General features: G+C 52.6%; 15 protein-coding genes, 1 tRNA gene and 3 rRNA genes. 15 read left to right on the top strand and 4 right to left on the bottom strand.

Annotated features, from left to right (window positions below):
- Nucleotides 1-2 precede the first annotated feature (2 nt).
- From rbsB to rbsR, 3 genes are all read left to right on the top strand, one after another.
- On the top strand, nucleotides 3-878 hold the full coding sequence (gene rbsB / locus NQH49_RS19335) for a ribose ABC transporter substrate-binding protein RbsB (RefSeq protein WP_008106759.1): 876 nt from the start codon (nucleotides 3-5) through the stop codon (nucleotides 876-878).
- A gap of 64 nt (nucleotides 879-942) precedes the next feature.
- Nucleotides 943-1872 (top strand): ribokinase, encoded by a 930-nt coding sequence (gene rbsK, locus NQH49_RS19330; RefSeq protein ID WP_256697878.1) that lies wholly within the window; start codon nucleotides 943-945, stop codon nucleotides 1870-1872.
- A 13-nt stretch (nucleotides 1873-1885) separates the two neighbouring features.
- Nucleotides 1886-2869 carry a ribose operon transcriptional repressor RbsR gene (gene rbsR, locus NQH49_RS19325; protein ID WP_256698465.1) on the top strand — a complete coding sequence of 328 codons (984 nt, stop codon included), beginning with the start codon at nucleotides 1886-1888 and terminating at the stop codon, nucleotides 2867-2869.
- Here rbsR and mdtD read toward each other — a convergent pair.
- A complete protein-coding gene (gene mdtD, locus NQH49_RS19320; protein WP_256697877.1) occupies nucleotides 2866-4269 on the bottom strand; it encodes a multidrug transporter subunit MdtD in 1404 nt (467 codons plus the stop codon). The genes rbsR and mdtD overlap by 4 nt on opposite strands.
- Here mdtD and NQH49_RS19315 point away from each other — a divergent pair.
- From NQH49_RS19315 to rrf, 5 genes are all read left to right on the top strand, one after another.
- Complete coding sequence (locus tag NQH49_RS19315; protein ID WP_256698480.1) at nucleotides 4208-4420, top strand: hypothetical protein; 213 nt, start codon at nucleotides 4208-4210, stop codon at nucleotides 4418-4420. The two genes, mdtD and NQH49_RS19315, sit on opposite strands and share 62 nt — an antisense overlap.
- Before the next feature lie 402 nt (nucleotides 4421-4822).
- Nucleotides 4823-6362: ribosomal RNA gene (locus NQH49_RS19310) — 16S ribosomal RNA — on the top strand.
- 89 nt (nucleotides 6363-6451) lie between these two features.
- Nucleotides 6452-6526 (top strand) — tRNA-Glu (locus NQH49_RS19305).
- Nucleotides 6527-6740: 214 nt separating this feature from the next.
- A 23S ribosomal RNA gene (locus NQH49_RS19300) occupies nucleotides 6741-9646 on the top strand.
- 106 nt (nucleotides 9647-9752) lie between these two features.
- Nucleotides 9753-9868: ribosomal RNA gene (gene rrf, locus NQH49_RS19295) — 5S ribosomal RNA — on the top strand.
- Together the 16S, 23S and 5S rRNA genes with 1 tRNA gene alongside form the textbook arrangement of a ribosomal RNA operon.
- Before the next feature lie 75 nt (nucleotides 9869-9943).
- On the opposite strand, the gene mobB is transcribed toward rrf, so the two are convergent.
- Entirely contained in the window at nucleotides 9944-10447 is a 504-nt protein-coding gene (gene mobB / locus NQH49_RS19290; RefSeq protein ID WP_256697876.1) for a molybdopterin-guanine dinucleotide biosynthesis protein MobB, read from the bottom strand.
- Nucleotides 10444-11019 carry a molybdenum cofactor guanylyltransferase MobA gene (gene mobA / locus NQH49_RS19285; RefSeq protein WP_256697875.1) on the bottom strand — a complete coding sequence of 192 codons (576 nt, stop codon included), beginning with the start codon at nucleotides 11017-11019 and terminating at the stop codon, nucleotides 10444-10446. Before mobA ends, mobB begins: the two co-directional genes overlap by 4 nt.
- A gap of 71 nt (nucleotides 11020-11090) precedes the next feature.
- Here mobA and NQH49_RS19280 point away from each other — a divergent pair, with 71 nt between their 5' ends.
- The 5 genes from NQH49_RS19280 (at nucleotide 11091) to NQH49_RS23570 (ending at nucleotide 16538) form a co-directional block, all read left to right on the top strand.
- A complete protein-coding gene (locus NQH49_RS19280; protein ID WP_061720519.1) occupies nucleotides 11091-11366 on the top strand; it encodes a YihD family protein in 276 nt (91 codons plus the stop codon).
- A gap of 46 nt (nucleotides 11367-11412) precedes the next feature.
- A complete protein-coding gene (locus NQH49_RS19275) occupies nucleotides 11413-12399 on the top strand; it encodes a serine/threonine protein kinase (RefSeq protein ID WP_256698464.1) in 987 nt (328 codons plus the stop codon).
- A 26-nt stretch (nucleotides 12400-12425) separates the two neighbouring features.
- Nucleotides 12426-13055: a thiol:disulfide interchange protein DsbA gene (gene dsbA, locus NQH49_RS19270; RefSeq protein WP_256697874.1), complete on the top strand. Its 630-nt coding sequence runs from the start codon at nucleotides 12426-12428 to the stop codon at nucleotides 13053-13055.
- Between the two features lie 367 nt (nucleotides 13056-13422).
- Nucleotides 13423-16215 carry a DNA polymerase I gene (gene polA / locus NQH49_RS19265; protein ID WP_256697873.1) on the top strand — a complete coding sequence of 931 codons (2793 nt, stop codon included), beginning with the start codon at nucleotides 13423-13425 and terminating at the stop codon, nucleotides 16213-16215.
- A 275-nt stretch (nucleotides 16216-16490) separates the two neighbouring features.
- The gene (locus tag NQH49_RS23570) at nucleotides 16491-16538 is read left to right on the top strand and encodes a small protein SpfP (RefSeq protein WP_071892919.1); all 48 of its coding nucleotides are present in this window, start codon (nucleotides 16491-16493) and stop codon (nucleotides 16536-16538) included.
- A 72-nt stretch (nucleotides 16539-16610) separates the two neighbouring features.
- Here the strand turns inward: NQH49_RS23570 and yihA are convergent, their stop codons facing one another.
- Nucleotides 16611-17252: a ribosome biogenesis GTP-binding protein YihA/YsxC gene (gene yihA, locus NQH49_RS19260; RefSeq protein WP_008109805.1), complete on the bottom strand. Its 642-nt coding sequence runs from the start codon at nucleotides 17250-17252 to the stop codon at nucleotides 16611-16613.
- Nucleotides 17253-17807: 555 nt separating this feature from the next.
- Between yihA and yihI the strand changes: the two genes are divergently transcribed.
- Nucleotides 17808-18329, top strand: coding sequence for a Der GTPase-activating protein YihI (yihI, locus tag NQH49_RS19255; RefSeq protein ID WP_256697872.1), 522 nt, complete (start codon nucleotides 17808-17810; stop codon nucleotides 18327-18329).
- Nucleotides 18330-18565: 236 nt separating this feature from the next.
- Nucleotides 18566-19939: an oxygen-independent coproporphyrinogen III oxidase gene (hemN, locus tag NQH49_RS19250; protein WP_256697871.1), complete on the top strand. Its 1374-nt coding sequence runs from the start codon at nucleotides 18566-18568 to the stop codon at nucleotides 19937-19939.
- Nucleotides 19940-19971: the final 32 nt, after the last annotated feature.

Here is a 19971-nt window from a genome sequence, read left to right as displayed (position 1 = left end):
AAATGAAAAAGTTAACTGCATTGGCCGTCATTCTTGGCGCCACCCTTAGTGCTGGCGCGATGGCAAAGGACACCATTGCTCTGGTGGTTTCAACCCTGAATAATCCGTTCTTTGTGTCTCTGAAAGATGGCGCACAGAAAGAAGCTGACCAACTGGGTTATAACCTCGTGGTGCTGGATTCGCAGAACAACCCGGCGAAAGAGCTGGCGAACGTGCAGGATCTGACGGTGCGTGGCACCAAGCTTTTGCTGATCAACCCAACCGATTCTGATGCGGTGGGTAACGCCGTGAAGATGGCGAACCAGGCGAACATTCCGGTGATCACGCTGGACCGCGTGGCAGCACAAGGCACCGTGGTGAGCCACGTGGCGTCTGACAACCGTTTCGGCGGCAAAATGGCCGGTGACTTCATCGCCAAAAAACTGGGTGATGGCGCGAAGATTATTGAGCTGCAAGGTATTGCCGGTACGTCTGCGGCGCGCGAGCGTGGCGAAGGCTTCAAACAGGCAGCCGATGCGCACAAATTCAACATCCTGGCGAGCCAGCCTGCTGACTTCGACCGTACTAAAGGTCTGAACGTGATGCAGAACCTGCTACAGGGACATCCGGATGTGCAGGCCGTCTTCGCTCAGAACGACGAAATGGCGCTGGGCGCGCTGCGTGCACTGCAAACCGCCGGTAAAACCGACGTGCTGGTGGTGGGCTTTGACGGCACCGCTGACGGTGTGAAAGCTGTCGAATCAGGTAAACTGACCGCCACTGTGGCTCAGATGCCAGACAAGATTGGTGTGATTGGCGTGCAGACTGCCGATAAAGTATTGAAAGGCGAGAAGGTGCAGGCGGTTAATCCGGTTGACCTGAAGCTGGTTACCAAATAATAAGTAAAGAAAAGCAGGGCAACGCGCCACCGTCCTGGTGGCGCATCTTTCTGGATGAATCCCAATGACCACAAGCGCAAAACTGGCCGTTCTCGGCAGCATTAATGCCGATCACATCCTTAACCTCGCCCACTTTCCACGTCCGGGCGAAACGGTGATCGGGAAACAGTATCAAATTGCCTTTGGCGGCAAAGGGGCCAATCAGGCGGTGGCTGCCGGTCGTGCCGGTGCAGACATTGCTTTTATTGCCTGCGTAGGCGCCGATGATATCGGCGAGCGCATTCGTCAGCAGTTGCAGCAAGACCGCATTGATACCGCACCGGTTGAAACCGTCGCTGATGAATCGACCGGTGTAGCGATGATCTTCGTGAATGGCGAAGGCGAAAATAATATCGGCATCTATTCCGGTGCCAATGCGGCGCTGACGCCGACTCGCGTTGCGCAGCACCAGCAAGTGATTGCCGATGCCGATGCGTTGCTGATGCAGCTGGAATCTCCGCTGGAAAGCGTTCTGGCCGCCGCGAAGATTGCCCGCGCGCAGCAGACGCAAGTGATCCTGAATCCCGCACCGGCCACCGCGCTCTCAGATGAGCTGCTCGCGCTTATCGACATCATCACGCCAAATGAAACCGAAGCAGAAATTCTCACCGGCATTGCGGTGAAGAGCGATGAAGATGCCGCGCGTGCTGCTGCGGCATTGCATGCCAAAGGTATCGATACCGTGTTAATCACTTTAGGCCGTCGCGGTGTGTGGCTGAGTGAGCAAGGCAACGGCGTGCGCATTCCGGGCTTCAGCGTGCAGGCCATCGATACTATTGCGGCGGGAGATACCTTCAACGGGGCGTTTATTACCGCACGTCTGGAAGGTATGCCAATGCACGATGCCGTACGTTTCGCCCATGCCGCCGCTGCGATTGCGGTGACGCGTCCGGGCGCGCAGCCCTCAGTGCCGTGGCGCACTGAGATCGACGCTTTCCTGCAGCAACAGGGCTAAGCGCTTGGCTACCATGAAAGATGTCGCCCGCCTGGCGGGCGTCTCGACCTCCACCGTTTCACACGTCATTAATAACAATCGCTTTGTCAGCGAGCAGGTGCGTGAAAAGGTGGATCAGGCGATTCGCGAGCTTAACTATGCGCCGTCCGCGCTGGCGCGCAGCCTGAAGATCAAACAAACCCGCACCATCGGCATGCTGCTGACCGCCAGCAGTAACCCGTTCTATTCCGAAGTGGTGCGTGGCGTGGAAAACAGCTGCTACGAACGCGGCTACAGCTTGATTCTGTGTAATACCGAAGGCGATGAAGAACGCATGAATCGCAGCCTTGAGACGCTGATGCAAAAGCGCGTCGATGGTTTGTTAATGATGTGCACCGAAACTCATCTGCCTTCAGCGGAGATCCTCAATCGTTATCCGTCGGTGCCGATGGTAATGATGGACTGGGCGCCTTTTGAAGGGCGCGGCGACATTATTCAGGATAATGCGCTGCTCGGCGGTGAGCTGGCAACTCAGCATCTGATCGATCGTGGGTATACGCGCATTGCCTGTATTGCTGGCCCGCAGGATAAAACCCCCGCGCGGTTGCGTCTTGAAGGTTTCCATAAGGCGATGGCCAACAGCGGATTATCGGTTCCGTTGGGTTATGTAGTTGATGGCGATTTTGAGTTTCAGGGCGGCTTCAACGCCATGAATCAACTGCTGACGCTGGATACGCTGCCAGAAGCGATATTTACCAGCAACGATGCGATGGCGGTTGGCGTCTATCACGCCTTGTTCCAGGCCGGATTGCGCGTGCCGCAGGATATTGCGGTGATGGGCTATGACAACATCGAGCTGGCGCGTTACCTGACGCCGCCGCTTAGCACTATCCATCAGCCGAAAGATGAGTTAGGCGAACTGGCGATTGATACCTTGATTCATCGTATGAGCGATCCCGACGCCAGTCAGCAAACGCTGGTGCTGACGCCGGAGCTGGTGGAACGCGGTTCGGTCTAAGCCGATTTCTTCTTTTTCTCGCGGTTGGCGATTAGATTACGGCCGTCGCCCGGACGTAACATCATAAAGGTAAAGGCAGACAACACCGTGACGACGCCCATCGTCAGGAAGGTGGCGTGGAATTGCGCGACGGTTGTCGCCTCGACATCCTGATAGAAACGCAGCACTGCGGCGCTCACCGCCACACCAAAGCTGATCGACAGCTGCTGCGTTACCGCCAGCACACTGTTCCCGCCGCTGGCGTTCTCATCATTTAAATCCGCCAGCGTGATGGTGTTCATCGCGGTGAACTGCGTTGACATCGCCATCCCCAGAATCAACAGTGCCGCCAGCAACATCACCACGCTGCCACCCGGCGATTGCAGTGAGAAGGTGGCGATCAATATGCCAATGATGATGGTGATACCCACCAGCGTATGGCGATAACCGAAGCGATGCAGCACTTGCGTCACAGTGGATTTCGCCAGCAGCGCGCCAATCGCTGTCGGTCCCATCATGCAACCGGCAATCAGCGCAGGATAACCAAAGCCCACTTGCAACATCAGCGGCATCAGGAATGGAATGCAGCCGGTTCCCAGACGCGAAGCGATGTTGCCAAGGATGCCGACCGAGAAGGTGCGGGTTTTAAACATTGGCAGATTAATCAGCGGTGCCGGATGACGACGTGCGTGCACTATATAGAGAAGAAGTAATGCAATGCCGCTCAACAGCACCAACACCGCTTGCCACGGCAACACCACGCGTTCGCCAAACAGTTCGATGCCGACCGAGATCAACACCAAACCCAAACCAAACAGCAGGAAGCCTAAAAAGTCGAAGCGGCGTTTTGGTGTCGTGAAGTCCGGCATATATTTGCGCGCATAGAAGATGCCGGCGATACCGATGGGAATGTTGATGAGGAATATCCAGTGCCAGCTGGCGTAGGTCACTAACAACCCGCCGAGCATTGGGCCCAGAATCGGCCCCACTAAACCCGGCATGGTAACGAAGTTCAACACCGGCAGCAGTTCACTGCGCGGATAAGCGCGTAACAGCGCCAGGCGCGCGACGGGCATCATCATCGCTCCGCCAATCCCCTGCACCACGCGCGAGACCACCAACATGCTCAATGACCCGGATAAGGCACAGGCCAGCGAACCCAGCGTAAATAGTGATACGGCAAGAATGAAGATTTTGCGTGTGCCGAAGCGATCGGCCAACCAGCCACTCACCGGGATCAGCATTGCCACCGTTAGCGTGTAACTGATGATGGCGGATTGCATGGCTAAAGGAGAACGTTCAAGGCTGGTGGCGATAGCAGGAAGCGCAGTATTCAGGATGGTGGCGTCAAGTGCTTGCATGAAAAACGCCATGGCGGCGATCCAGGGCAAGCCGGCCATACTGCGCGCGGAGCGAATCATTGAAAGTCCTTCTCGAATAATTGTCAGCCTGCGACAAAGAAATTACGTTTGGTTAAAGAGAATAGCATTGGTGTTTAAGGTGATGGCGCTGATTTGTGCCGATGAAGCGGCGCTTTTGACTGATTCTTCGCCGGGAAATGTCTGTTTTTAACGCGTTCGTTTAAAAAAGAGGCGCTCAGTCATTTTTTTGCAATTAACCCTTGTCACCTCCAAATAACTCCCTATAATGCGCCACCACTGAGACGGCAAAGCGGCAACGCAGACGGCTCAGCAGGGAGTGAAGAAATTCATCCCGCCGGATGAAAACGCTGAAAAAAGTGTTTGACTCCGAAGGAGAGTAGCGTAGTATACGCCACCTCGCGACAGACGGTTCAGCCGCTGTTCGCAACGCTCTTTAACAATTTATCAGACAATCTGTGTGGGCACTCGCAGGATTGATATCAGCGTCTCCGGACGTAAAAAATATCAAAGCCTCACGAGTGAACACATAATGAAATTCATTATGACGTTTTACAGATGAGCATCGCTGAACTTGTTTCAGCAAATCAAACTTAAATTGAAGAGTTTGATCATGGCTCAGATTGAACGCTGGCGGCAGGCCTAACACATGCAAGTCGAACGGTAGCACAGAGAGCTTGCTCTCGGGTGACGAGTGGCGGACGGGTGAGTAATGTCTGGGAAACTGCCCGATGGAGGGGGATAACTACTGGAAACGGTAGCTAATACCGCATAACGTCGCAAGACCAAAGTGGGGGACCTTCGGGCCTCACACCATCGGATGTGCCCAGATGGGATTAGCTAGTAGGTGGGGTAATGGCTCACCTAGGCGACGATCCCTAGCTGGTCTGAGAGGATGACCAGCCACACTGGAACTGAGACACGGTCCAGACTCCTACGGGAGGCAGCAGTGGGGAATATTGCACAATGGGCGCAAGCCTGATGCAGCCATGCCGCGTGTATGAAGAAGGCCTTCGGGTTGTAAAGTACTTTCAGCGGGGAGGAAGGCGGTGAAGTTAATAGCTTCACCGATTGACGTTACCCGCAGAAGAAGCACCGGCTAACTCCGTGCCAGCAGCCGCGGTAATACGGAGGGTGCAAGCGTTAATCGGAATTACTGGGCGTAAAGCGCACGCAGGCGGTCTGTCAAGTCGGATGTGAAATCCCCGGGCTTAACCTGGGAACTGCATTCGAAACTGGCAGGCTAGAGTCTTGTAGAGGGGGGTAGAATTCCAGGTGTAGCGGTGAAATGCGTAGAGATCTGGAGGAATACCGGTGGCGAAGGCGGCCCCCTGGACAAAGACTGACGCTCAGGTGCGAAAGCGTGGGGAGCAAACAGGATTAGATACCCTGGTAGTCCACGCCGTAAACGATGTCGACTTGGAGGTTGTTCCCTTGAGGAGTGGCTTCCGGAGCTAACGCGTTAAGTCGACCGCCTGGGGAGTACGGCCGCAAGGTTAAAACTCAAATGAATTGACGGGGGCCCGCACAAGCGGTGGAGCATGTGGTTTAATTCGATGCAACGCGAAGAACCTTACCTACTCTTGACATCCAGAGAACTTAGCAGAGATGCTTTGGTGCCTTCGGGAACTCTGAGACAGGTGCTGCATGGCTGTCGTCAGCTCGTGTTGTGAAATGTTGGGTTAAGTCCCGCAACGAGCGCAACCCTTATCCTTTGTTGCCAGCGGTCCGGCCGGGAACTCAAAGGAGACTGCCAGTGATAAACTGGAGGAAGGTGGGGATGACGTCAAGTCATCATGGCCCTTACGAGTAGGGCTACACACGTGCTACAATGGCGCATACAAAGAGAAGCGACCTCGCGAGAGCAAGCGGACCTCATAAAGTGCGTCGTAGTCCGGATCGGAGTCTGCAACTCGACTCCGTGAAGTCGGAATCGCTAGTAATCGTAGATCAGAATGCTACGGTGAATACGTTCCCGGGCCTTGTACACACCGCCCGTCACACCATGGGAGTGGGTTGCAAAAGAAGTAGGTAGCTTAACCTTCGGGAGGGCGCTTACCACTTTGTGATTCATGACTGGGGTGAAGTCGTAACAAGGTAACCGTAGGGGAACCTGCGGTTGGATCACCTCCTTACCTGAAGATACCTTCCCGCGCAGTGCTCACACAGATTGTCTGATAAAAAGTAATGAGCAAGACGGCTGCGAAGTCGTGACACTACCCGTGTCCCCTTCGTCTAGCGGTTAGGACTCCGCCCTTTCACGGCGGCAACAGGGGTTCGAATCCCCTAGGGGACGCCACTTGCTTGGTGACAGGTGAAAGGTGTCTCTACGAAGTATCTCAAAACTGACTTAACCGTCATGTTTGAGATATTGCTCTTTAACAATCCGGAACAAGCTGAAAATTGAAACGACGTGTTGGTTCATTTCTCCGTAATAAGAAATGAATAACAACATGTTCGAGTCTCTCAAATGCTTACAGTCCGCAGCGTTGCAAAACGCCTGTGGGTTGTGAGGTTAAGCGACTAAGCGTACACGGTGGATGCCCTGGCAGTCAGAGGCGATGAAGGACGTGCTAATCTGCGTAAAGCGTCGGTAAGGTGATATGAACCGCTACAGCCGACGATGTCCGAATGGGGAAACCCGGTGCACTCAGTGCATCATCGCAACATGAATACATAGTGTTGCGAGGCGAACCTGGGGAACTGAAACATCTAAGTACCCAGAGGAAAAGAAATCAACCGAGATTCCCCCAGTAGCGGCGAGCGAACGGGGAACAGCCCAGAACCTGAATCAGTTTGTGCGTTAGTGGAAGCGTCTGGAAAGTCGCGCGATACCGGGTGATAGCCCCGTACACGAAAGTGCACATACTGTGAGTTCGAAGAGTAGGGCGGGACACGTGGTATCCTGTCTGAATATGGGGGGACCATCCTCCAAGGCTAAATACTCCTGACTGACCGATAGTGAACCAGTACCGTGAGGGAAAGGCGAAAAGAACCCCGGCGAGGGGAGTGAAACAGAACCTGAAACCGTGTACGTACAAGCAGTGGGAGCCTCTTTAATGGGGTGACTGCGTACCTTTTGTATAATGGGTCAGCGACTTATATTCTGTAGCAAGGTTAACCGTATAGGGGAGCCGCAGGGAAACCGAGTCTTAACTGGGCGTTAAGTTGCAGGGTATAGACCCGAAACCCGGTGATCTAGCCATGGGCAGGTTGAAGGTTGGGTAACACTAACTGGAGGACCGAACCGACTAATGTTGAAAAATTAGCGGATGACTTGTGGCTGGGGGTGAAAGGCCAATCAAACCGGGAGATAGCTGGTTCTCCCCGAAAGCTATTTAGGTAGCGCCTCGTGAACTCATCTTCGGGGGTAGAGCACTGTTTCGGCTAGGGGGCCATCCCGGCTTACCAACCCGATGCAAACTGCGAATACCGAAGAATGTTATCACGGGAGACACACGGCGGGTGCTAACGTCCGTCGTGAAGAGGGAAACAACCCAGACCGCCAGCTAAGGTCCCAAAGTCATGGTTAAGTGGGAAACGATGTGGGAAGGCACAGACAGCCAGGATGTTGGCTTAGAAGCAGCCATCATTTAAAGAAAGCGTAATAGCTCACTGGTCGAGTCGGCCTGCGCGGAAGATGTAACGGGGCTAAACCATGCACCGAAGCTGCGGCAGCGACGCTTATGCGTTGTTGGGTAGGGGAGCGTTCTGTAAGCCGTTGAAGGTGTGCTGTGAGGCATGCTGGAGGTATCAGAAGTGCGAATGCTGACATAAGTAACGATAAAGCGGGTGAAAAGCCCGCTCGCCGGAAGACCAAGGGTTCCTGTTCAACGTTAATCGGAGCAGGGTGAGTCGACCCCTAAGGCGAGGCTGAAAAGCGTAGTCGATGGGAAGCAGGTTAATATTCCTGCACTTGGTGTTACTGCGAAGGGGGGACGGAGAAGGCTAGGTTATCCGGGCGACGGTTGTCCCGGTTTAAGCGTGTAGGCTGATATCTTTGGTAAATCCGGGATATCTTAAGGCTGAGGCGTGACGACGAGCCACCACGGTGGTGAAGTAACTGATGCCCTGCTTCCAGGAAAAGCCTCTAAGCTCCAGGTAACACGAAATCGTACCCCAAACCGACACAGGTGGTCAGGTAGAGAATACCAAGGCGCTTGAGAGAACTCGGGTGAAGGAACTAGGCAAAATGGTGCCGTAACTTCGGGAGAAGGCACGCTGTCATCAGGTGAAACCCCTCGCGGGTGGAGCCGAAGGCAGTCGAAGATACCAGCTGGCTGCAACTGTTTATTAAAAACACAGCACTGTGCAAACACGAAAGTGGACGTATACGGTGTGACGCCTGCCCGGTGCCGGAAGGTTAATTGATGGGGTTATCCGCAAGGAGAAGCTCTTGATCGAAGCCCCGGTAAACGGCGGCCGTAACTATAACGGTCCTAAGGTAGCGAAATTCCTTGTCGGGTAAGTTCCGACCTGCACGAATGGCGTAATGATGGCCAGGCTGTCTCCACCCGAGACTCAGTGAAATTGAAATCGCTGTGAAGATGCAGTGTACCCGCGGCAAGACGGAAAGACCCCGTGAACCTTTACTATAGCTTGACACTGAACATTGAGCCTTGATGTGTAGGATAGGTGGGAGGCTTTGAAGCGTGGACGCCAGTCTGCGTGGAGCCAACCTTGAAATACCACCCTTTAATGTTTGATGTTCTAACGTAGGCCCGTGATCCGGGCTGCGGACAGTGTCTGGTGGGTAGTTTGACTGGGGCGGTCTCCTCCCAAAGAGTAACGGAGGAGCACGAAGGTTGGCTAATCCTGGTCGGACATCAGGAGGTTAGTGCAATGGCATAAGCCAGCTTGACTGCGAGAGTGACGGCTCGAGCAGGTGCGAAAGCAGGTCATAGTGATCCGGTGGTTCTGAATGGAAGGGCCATCGCTCAACGGATAAAAGGTACTCCGGGGATAACAGGCTGATACCGCCCAAGAGTTCATATCGACGGCGGTGTTTGGCACCTCGATGTCGGCTCATCACATCCTGGGGCTGAAGTAGGTCCCAAGGGTACGGCTGTTCGCCGTTTAAAGTGGTACGCGAGCTGGGTTTAGAACGTCGTGAGACAGTTCGGTCCCTATCTGCCGTGGGCGCTGGAGAATTGAGGGGGGTTGCTCCTAGTACGAGAGGACCGGAGTGAACGCACCACTGGTGTTCGGGTTGTCATGCCAATGGCACTGCCCGGTAGCTAAGTGCGGAAAAGATAAGTGCTGAAAGCATCTAAGCACGAAACTTGCCCCGAGATGAGTTCTCCCTGACTCCTTGAGAGTCCTGAAGGGACGTTGAAGACTACGACGTTGATAGGCCGGATGTGTAAGCGCAGCGATGCGTTGAGCTAACCGGTACTAATGACCCGTGAGGCTTAACCTTACAACGCCAGAGGCGTTTTGGTCTGAGAGACCGATATTTTCAGCTTGTTTTACGGATTAAAGATTTAGCGGAAGTGGATGTTATTCGTTTTTGCGCAAAGAATTTGCCTGGCGGCTTTAGCGCGGTGGTCCCACCTGACCCCATGCCGAACTCAGAAGTGAAACGCCGTAGCGCCGATGGTAGTGTGGGGTCTCCCCATGCGAGAGTAGGGAACTGCCAGGCATCAATTAAGTGAAGAAGCCCCGAACGAAAGTTCGGGGCTTTTTTACGTCTGAATATTAGTAAAAAACCACTATTTCAACTCTTCTTCAGCCACTGAGCAAGAAAATCAGCAACCTGCATTGGTTGATTAATATCCAATACCGGCAAATTCAGTTCTATATCTTCATCAGTAGCGACTGCAATTACATACTGATCCAGCAAATCCTCAACCTTACCTTTAACGCCTCGTCGCCAAAGTGCAATTTTGGGGACCGCCTCATCTTTGAAACCCTCTACCAGCACCAGATCTAATGCCGAGCTATCCATCTGCGATGCTAATTGCATCAGGCTTAGCGGTCTATCGGGTGTTTCAGCCATCAACGCCCAGCGCTGATTACTGGCGACGATCACTTGATCCGCCCCAGCTTTGCGCAGTAAATAGCTGTCTTTCCCCGGCGTATCGATATCCATCTGATGATGTGTGTGCTTAATTAAGCCTGGTCGAATCCCCCGAGCTTTGAGCAGCGGGATAACCTGCTCGAGCAAGGTCGTTTTTCCGGTCCCGCTCCACGCGGCAATAGCCAGTAAGCGCAGGCTCATAAACATTTTTCCTCATTCACGAGGTCGTCTGGCGTGTTGATATTGCGAAACGCAGATTCTGGATCCGAAAACGCAACGGCATGCCCGCCATGCTCATGTAAAAACTGCATCAGGCGTCTCTTGCCGCGCAGTAGCCAGGCTTCAAGATCATCAGCGAGCGCACGATTGACCAGCGCTAAGGATGGATGATCACGCAGGGAAGACTTCACCCACACGGCGGGCGCACCATTACGCTGCTGCCATAAACGCGCGACGAAATCATTGGGGATCCATGGCGTATCGCAAGCGCAGAAAGCGACCCATTCGGTTTCACTGCTGCGTAAACCGCTGAGCATGCCAGCCAGCGGTCCGGGATAATCGGGCAATGAATCGGTAACAACCTGACAACCACTTGCCTGATAGCGATCAATGTTACGGTTAGCGCTTATCAACACAATATTGACCTGCGGTCGGAACCGCCGCAAAACGTGCTGATAAAGAGGTTCGCCCTGTAACATCAATAACCCTTTATCCTGACCTCCCATACGGCTGCCTTGGCCACCCGCGAGAATCACGCCGGTAAAAGCTGTCATCTTCGTCTCCTTGCTTCATTCTGGACGATACTTACTGAGCGGCAGCGTACCATCTGCATAAGGAATCAATGATGAAATATCACCGACTCAATGAACTGCTCGAGCTCCTGCAACCGGCATGGCAAAAGGATCCCGATCTCAATTTGCTGGCATTTTTGCAAAAACTGGCGCAGGAATCTGGTTTCAGTGGCCCATTAAGTGAATTAACCGATGATGTATTGATTTACCATCTCAAAATGCGTGACACAGATAGCCAGAGTGTCATTCCCGGCCTGAAAAAGGATTATGAAGTGGACTTCAAAACCGCGCTATTACGTGCACGCGGTGTGATTAAGGATGATGAGTAATGTTATCCTTGCGCATTAATCGCAAAGGTAACACACAGGCCAAATGATGAGCGAAGCCGCCTTTAATTTCCAGACGCTGAATCCCGATGTCATCCTTGATGCACTTTGGGATGCGGGTCTGCGTGTCGAATCAGGCTTAACCGCCCTCAATAGCTATGAAAACCGCGTCTATCAGTTCAGCGATGATGATAAACGCCGCTATGTGGCTAAGTTTTATCGTCCGCAGCGCTGGAGCGCGCAACAGATCCTTGAAGAGCATCAGTTCACTCAGGATTTATTAGAGGATGAAGTGCCGGTCGCCGCGCCGCTTGTTCTGCAGGGCAGCACGCTGAATCATCATGCCGGCTTCATGTACGCCGTCTTCCCCAGTTTAGGCGGGCGGCAATATGAAACCGATAACGAGGATCAGATGGAATGGGTTGGCCGCTTTCTGGGCCGCATCCACCAAACCGCAAAGCAAAGCCTGTTTCAGCGGCGGCCCACCTTCGGCCTTGAAGAGTATGTGTTTCAAGCACGCCAGGAGCTGGAACAAAGCGCGTTAGTTCCGTCTTCACTCAAGGACTTACTGCTTGCTGCCGTTGATAAGCTCAGCGCGACACTGCAGCAGCGCTGGCATAGCCAATGGCAGCCGTTAAGGTTGCATGGCGATTGCCATCCCGGCAATATTCTGTGGCGTGAAGGCCCGATGTTTGTCGATCTTGATGATGCCCGTAACGGACCAGCAGTGCAGGATTTGTGGATGCTGGTCAATGGCGATCGTCAGGAACAATTGATTCAATGGGACATTTTGCTGGAAGCCTATAATGAATTCGGTGATTTTGATTTACATGAATTGTCACTGATTGAGCCTTTACGCGCTATGCGCATGGTTTATTATTTGGCCTGGGTGGTACGCCGCTGGCAGGATCCCGCTTTTCCGCGCGCCTTTCCCTGGATGACAGATGAGGATTTTTGGCGCCGGCAGATTGCATTATTTATCGAGCAGGAAAGGCTGTTACAGGAACCGCCGTTGCAGCTTAGCCCGCAATATTAATGAAGTACTCAGGAGATTGTTTCACGATGAAAAAGATCATGTTTGCGCTGGTGGGTTTAATGCTGGCATTTGGCGCCTCAGCGGCACAGTTCAACGAGGGTAAGCAGTTCGTTACTTTGCCAAAGCCAGTAGCGGGTGAGCCGCAGGTTCTGGAGTTCTTCTCCTTCTTCTGCCCACATTGCTACCAGTTCGAACGCGTTTATCACGTGAGCGATGCAGTGAAAAAGAACCTGCCGGCGGATACGAAAGTGACCAAATACCACGTTGATTTCCTTGGCGGTCAATTCGGTCCGGTTGTCACTCAGGCATGGGCTGTTGCCATGGCGCTGGGCGTAGAAAGCAAAGTTACTGCACCGATCTTCGATGGTATTCAGAAAACCCAAACCGTTACCGATGCAGCAAGCCTGAAAGAGACCTTTATTAAAGCGGCGGGTATCTCTTCAGAAGATTACGATGCAGCGTGGAACAGCTTCGCTGTAAAAGCGCTAGTTGCGCAGCAGCAGAAAGCGGCAGCAGACGTCAATCTGCAAGGTGTGCCAGCAATCTTTGTTAACGGCAAATATATGGTTAACAACGGTGGCCTGGATACCAGCTCAATGGACAACTTCGTTGCTGATTACGCCAACGTAGTGAAATTCCTGGTAGAAAAGAAGTAATTTAGTTTTCAGAACGCCGGCACTGCCGGCGTTTTTTATTGCCTTTTCTCTCATACGTATAAGATGTATTTATTGACCTTCCGCTTAATATCCACATCGACGATCGTCTTTTCATTAGAGCGGACGAGGTCACGGTAAGTATTTAACTAACTGATATAATTTAATTTTTAATATTAAAGTAATTGCAATTAACGTAAATAACAATACGTTATGATTTTTACGCACAAACTTATCCACAGATTGATCCTTGCGATCCATGCCGCGTAACGACGAAAAAGATCCTGACTTCCCCGAGTGCATTCAACATTCTCCTCCGGTTGTGGCATCCTTATAGCCCTCATTATCGCAACGAAGAAAATACGAACCTATGGCGCAAATTGCAGAAAATCCCCTGATTCTGGTCGACGGCTCATCTTATCTGTACCGTGCATATCATGCCTTTCCGCCGCTAACGAACAGTGCAGGCGAGCCAACTGGCGCCATGTATGGTGTGCTCAATATGCTGAAGAGCCTGTTGATGCAGTATCAGCCAAGCCATGTGGCTGTGGTCTTCGATGCGAAAGGCAAAACTTTCCGTGACGAGCTGTTTGAGCACTACAAATCGCACCGTCCGCCGATGCCAGACGATCTGCGAGCGCAGATTGAGCCGCTACATGAAATGGTGAAAGCGATGGGTCTGCCGCTATTGGCGGTTTCTGGCGTTGAGGCGGATGATGTCATCGGTACGCTGGCGCTAGAGGCGGAAAAACTCGGCCGCCCGGTGTTGATCAGCACCGGCGATAAAGATATGGCGCAGTTGGTGACGCCTGCGATCACCTTGATCAACACCATGACCAATACTGTGCTTGGTCCGGAAGAGGTCGAGCAGAAATATGGCGTGCCACCCGCGTTGATTATCGATTTCCTTGCCATGATGGGCGACAGCTCGGACAACATTCCGGGCGTGCCGGGCGTCGGTGAGAAAACCGCACAGGCGCTGCTGCAAGGCTTGGGTGGTATGCAGTCAATCTATGACAATCTCGATAAAGTGGCCGATCTCTCGTTCCGCGGCGCGAAAACCATGGCGGCGAAGCTGGAGCAAAATCGCGATGTCGCTTTCCTGTCTTATCAGCTGGCAACCATCAAAACCGATGTTGAATTGGATCTGACGTGCGATCAGCTCGTTGTCAATGAACCCAATGTAGAAGCACTGCAAACCTTGTTTAGCCGCTATGAATTTAAGCGCTGGATCACCGATTTGCAGGATGGCTCATGGCTGCAACAAGGTAAAAAGAGCAACGCGCAGACTAAGAAAGCGCACCTCAGCGAACCTGCTGCGCCCGCTGCCGAAGCGACCAGCGTGCTCTCTGCGGATGGCTACGTCACTATCCTCGATGAAGCGACATTTACTGAATGGCTGAAAAAGCTGAAAAGCGCCGAGCTCTTCGCTTTCGATCTTGAGACCGACTCGCTGGATACCTTAAGCGCCAACATTGTCGGTATTGGGTTTGCCGTCGCGCCGGGTGAAGCGGCTTATCTGCCGGTCGCCCACGATTATCTGGATGCGCCAGATCAGCTGGATCGTAGCGAAGTACTGAAGCAGCTAAAACCGCTGCTGGAAGATGGCAAAGCGGCGAAGGTTGGCCAGAATCTTAAATACGATCGTGGCGTGCTGAAGAATTACGACATCGAACTGAACGGCATCAAATTCGACACCATGCTGGAATCCTATTGCCTGAACAGCGTGGGTGGAAAACACGATATGGATAGCCTGGCCGCGCGCTGGCTGAACCATAAAACGGTGACGTTTGAAGAGATCGCGGGCAAAGGCAAAAATCAGCTCACTTTTAACCAAATTGCTATCGAGCAAGCCGGTCACTATGCGGCGGAAGATGCCGATGTCACGCTGCAATTGCATCTGAAAATGTGGGAGAAGCTGGAGCCGGAAGCGGGGCCGAAACAGGTATTTGAAGAGATTGAAATGCCGTTGTTGAAGGTGATATCGCGTATTGAGCGCAACGGCGTGCTGATTGATCAGAATATCCTGGCGAAACACTCGCAGGAGCTGACCACGCGTGTGGCCGAACTGGAGCTGAAAGCGCACGAGCTGGCGGGCGAACCGTTCAATCTCTCTTCACCTAAACAGCTGCAAACCATTCTGTTTGAAAAGCAGGGAATCAAGCCAACCAAGAAAACGCCGGGCGGCGCACCGTCGACCAGCGAAGAAGTATTGGCTGAGCTGGCGCTCGATTATCCATTGCCGAAAGTGATTCTTGAACATCGTGGTTTATCGAAGTTGAAATCGACTTACACCGATAAGCTGCCACTGATGATCAATCCGGTTACCGGCCGCGTGCATACTTCCTATCATCAGGCGGTAACCGCGACAGGACGACTCTCGTCTACCGATCCTAATCTGCAGAATATCCCGGTGCGCAACGAAGAAGGGCGCCGAATTCGCCAGGCGTTTATCGCCGGTTCGGGCAATCGTATTGTTGCTGCGGACTACTCACAGATTGAACTGCGCATCATGGCGCATTTGTCGCAAGATAAAGGTCTGCTGGATGCGTTTGCTCAGGGCGAAGATATCCACCGCGCCACCGCATCAGAAGTGTTTGGTGTGGCGCTTGGCAAAGTATCGGGCGAGCAGCGTCGCAGTGCTAAAGCGATCAACTTTGGCCTGATCTACGGAATGAGCGCGTTTGGTCTCTCTCGCCAGCTGAATATCGGCGCGGGTGAGGCGAAGAAATACATGGATCTCTACTTTGAACGCTATCCGGGCGTGTTGCGTTATATGGAAGAGACGCGCGCGAAGGCGGCAGAGAAAGGCTATGTTGAAACGCTTGATGGTCGTCGCTTGTGGCTGCCTGATATTACCTCCAGCAATGCCATTCGTCGTAAAGCAGCGGAGCGTGCGGCGATCAACGCCCCAATGCAAGGTACGGCGGCAGACATCATCAAACGCGCGATGATTGCGGTGGATGGCTGGCTGTTAGAGCAAAAAGACGATGCCGTGCGCATGATTATGCAGGTACACGATGAACTGGTGTTTGAGATTCGCAGCGACGCGGTAGATAGCTCGATTAAGACCATCCGTGACCTGATGGAGAACAGCATGAAGCTGGATGTGCCGCTGCAGGTTGAAGTCGGAACCGGCGATAACTGGGATGAGGCGCACTGATTATGCGTATTCAGCGGCATTTGCGTGCCGCTGACATCATCATAAGAAAAATGTTTACTTAATCGGTTCAGCAACCTCACAAAGCGGTCTATTAAATGCGCGTTTTGTAACTGCTTATCGGCTAAGCATTTTTCTAGTAATTAAACTACATCGCACACGTGAAAGTGTGATGAACTTAGTAAAAAAGATGTCGAATCCTGAAACTTAACAACAAAAAACCCTTTGTAGGGCGCGGAAAATCAGGTAGAGTTTGTCGCGTAGGGTACAGAGGTAAGATGTTCTATCTTTCAGACCTTTTACTTCACGTAATCGGATTTGGCTGAATATTTAGCCGCCCCAGTCATTTATGACTGGGGCGTTTTTTATTGGGCTTTTTCGCAAAAGCCGCAACAAAATTACTCTGCTGTTTCTTCGCCGTCGCCTTCTTGCGCAGGCTCCAGTTCGCTAAACCAGCTGTCCAACTTCTTACGCACAATATCAACGCCCATCTTCTTCAGTGACGAGAACATTTCTACCTGCACATCACCGTTAAAGGCCAACGACGCTTCGCGTACCATCGTCAGCTGTGCTTTACGCGCGCCGGATGCCAGCTTGTCGGCTTTGGTCAGCAAGACCAGCACGGGAATCTGGCTCTGCACGGCCCATTCAATCATGTTCTGATCGAGATCTTTCAGCGGATGGCGTATATCCATCAATACCACCAGGCCTTTCAATGCCTGGCGTTTCTGTAAATATTCCGCCAGAGACTTTTGCCATTTGCGCTTCATCTCTTCCGGAACCTGGGCATAGCCATAACCGGGTAAATCGACCAGACATTTACCTTCAACCACTTCAAACAGGTTAATCAGCTGGGTACGACCTGGCGTTTTACTGGTACGTGCCAGACCCTTTTGGTTGGTGATGGTGTTCAGCGCGCTGGATTTGCCTGCATTCGAGCGCCCGGCAAAAGCAACTTCTATGCCCACATCCGCCGGTAAATGGCGAATATCCGGGGCGCTGAGCATGAAATGGGTCATGTGATAGTTCAAAGCAGACAAAGTGAAACTCCAGCAAAATGAATCGGGCAATTGGGCTGATTATACCTGTAATGGCGCAAAAGTGCCCGATAGCGTCTAAACGCGTCATTTTGTAAGAGATCTATGATTTTTACTGCCAGCGATTACCGCTTCATGGAATATTAACAATGATTTTAGGCATTTAATTTCAATGGGTTGAAGTGTTTGTAGGAAATACCACTCTAAAATAGAGACAAGTCTCACTTGTTGATTTTACCTATTAGTCTACATTTGTTGTCAGTGCACGGCAGCACCCATCAGGATGATGAGCTCAGGAGTGTCGGGGATGACCAGGAGCATGGCGGGAAGCGATTCAGGCAGGAATCGGACAAGGACAGGGATTAATCGCAGGAGCGATGTGGCGATGGAGCAACCGGGACGTTGTGAGCCGTAAAGGATTTATTCAGTGTTTCCTTCGTATGAAGGTGCGATAAAAGGCGATAGCATAGGCTATCGCCTTTTTTCTTTGCTTACTTTCTGCTAGATTTCGCCGCAATTCTATACTGAACTCACAAAGCACCGCCGAGACCGGACACCATGAAGCAACCTGCATCAGCCCCGCGTGGCAAACCTGCTGCGAAAGCCAAACGCAAATCGCGTGAAGACCTTAATCAGGAAGCGCGCGATCGCAAACGTGATAAAAAGCATAGCGGCCACAAACCTGGCAGCCGCGCTAATCCGGAAACGCAAACCGCTGGCAAAGGTCAGGGTAAAAAAGCTCAGGATCCACGCCTGGGCAGCAAAACGCCGATCGCATTAGTCGCTGATGGTAAAACCCAGCCGGCGAAAAAGCCTGAAGCGAAGCCAAAACCAAAAGCGGAAAAAGTTCGCCTGACGCCGCAAGAAGAGCTGGCGAAGTTGGAAAATGACGAACGTCTGGATACGCTGCTGGATCGTCTGGAAAACGGTGAAACCCTGAGTGGCGAAGATCAGGCCTGGCTGGATCAAACCTTAGACCGCATTGACGAGCTAATGGAAACACTGGGCATCGCGCTGGATGACGAAGCGGAAGATGAGCAGGCCGAAGAAGATATGATGCGCCTGCTCAAAGGCAATTAAGGCCAATCTTGATCGGCATGCGTTTTCGCGCATGCCGCGCTGAACAGGTATTCACCTATGTTTTGGCCTGGATCAATTTTCGCGCTGCTGCTGACATGTTATCTGATCTGGTTATTGTTTAAACTACGCCGCCTGTCGCGTCTGAAGTCGCGTTTACGTCGGCGTTCAGCCCATCGCTTCGTCCACTCTTCTGCTACGCGGCCCTCTCTTAGACGACGTCACCGTAAGGAGTGAGCATGTCATCGCAGCAGATTGATTGGGATCAGCACCTCATCGAAAAATACAATTACGCTGGCCCGCGTTATACCTCTTATCCCACCGCGCTCGAGTTCAGTGAGAACTTTGGCGAGGCAGATTTTCAGCACGCCGCTCAGCGCTATCCCGATCGTCCGTTATCGCTGTATGTGCATATCCCGTTTTGCCATCGTCTTTGCTACTTCTGTGGCTGCAATAAAATCGTGACGCGCCAGCTACATAAAGCCGATCGCTATCTTGATGTGCTGGAGCAGGAAATCCGCCAGCGTGCGGCCTTGTTTGCGGGGCGCTGCGTCACTCAGCTGCATTGGGGCGGCGGTACGCCGACATTCCTCAACCAGCAGCAGGTGAGCCGGCTGGTGGCGCTGCTACGCGATAATTTTACTATTGCCGATGATGTTGAAATGTCGATCGAGGTTGATCCGCGTGAAATCGAACTGGAGATGATCGATCATCTGCGCGCGGAAGGTTTTAATCGCCTGAGCATGGGCGTGCAGGACTTTAATAAAGCGGTGCAGGAGCGCGTGAATCGCGTGCAGGATGAAGATACTATCTTCGCTCTGGTGCAGCGTGCGCGTGCGCAGGGCTTCCGTTCGGTTAGCCTCGATCTAATTTATGGTTTGCCGCTGCAAACGCCGGAAAGCTTCGCCTTCACCTTACAGCGCGTTATTGCGCTCAATCCCGATCGCCTCAGCGTCTTCAACTATGCGCACATGCCTACGCTGTTCGCAGCGCAGCGCAAGATTAAAGATGACGAGCTGCCAGGCGCCGCACAGAAACTGCAAATCCTGCAGGAAACCATCGCCACCTTAACTGGAGAAGGTTACCAGTTTATCGGCATGGATCACTTCGCGCGTCCGGATGATGAACTGGCGGTGGCACAACGCGCCGGCGAACTGCATCGTAATTTTCAGGGCTACACCACGCAGGGCGATACCGATCTGCTCGGTTTGGGCGTGTCGGCCATCAGTATGCTGGGCGACAGCTATGCGCAAAATCACAAAGAGTTGAAAGCCTATTACGCAGATGTCGAGCAGCGCGGCAATGCGCTGTGGCGCGGGCTCACGTTGAGTGATGATGATGGTTTGCGCCGCGATGTGATTAAAGCTTTAATCTGCAATTTCGCACTGGATTTTGCCGCGATAGAAGCGCAATACCCGATTGAGTTTGAACGTTATTTTGCCGAGGATTTAGCGCTGTTAGCGCCGCTGGTGGCGGATGGATTAGTGCAACAGCGCGGTCGCAGTCTGCACGTTACTGGCGTCGGGCGTTTGCTGATTCGAAACATCTGTATGTGCTTCGATGTGTATCTGCGCCAAAAGGTGCGCATGCAGCGATTTTCTCGCGTGATATAAAAGATAAAGGGAGCATTACGCTCCCTTTGTTA

This window comes from Pantoea trifolii (genome assembly GCF_024506435.1).
GTDB classification, from domain to species: Bacteria; Pseudomonadota; Gammaproteobacteria; order Enterobacterales; family Enterobacteriaceae; genus Pantoea; species Pantoea trifolii.
This window is presented reverse-complemented; position numbering and strand designations above follow the sequence as displayed.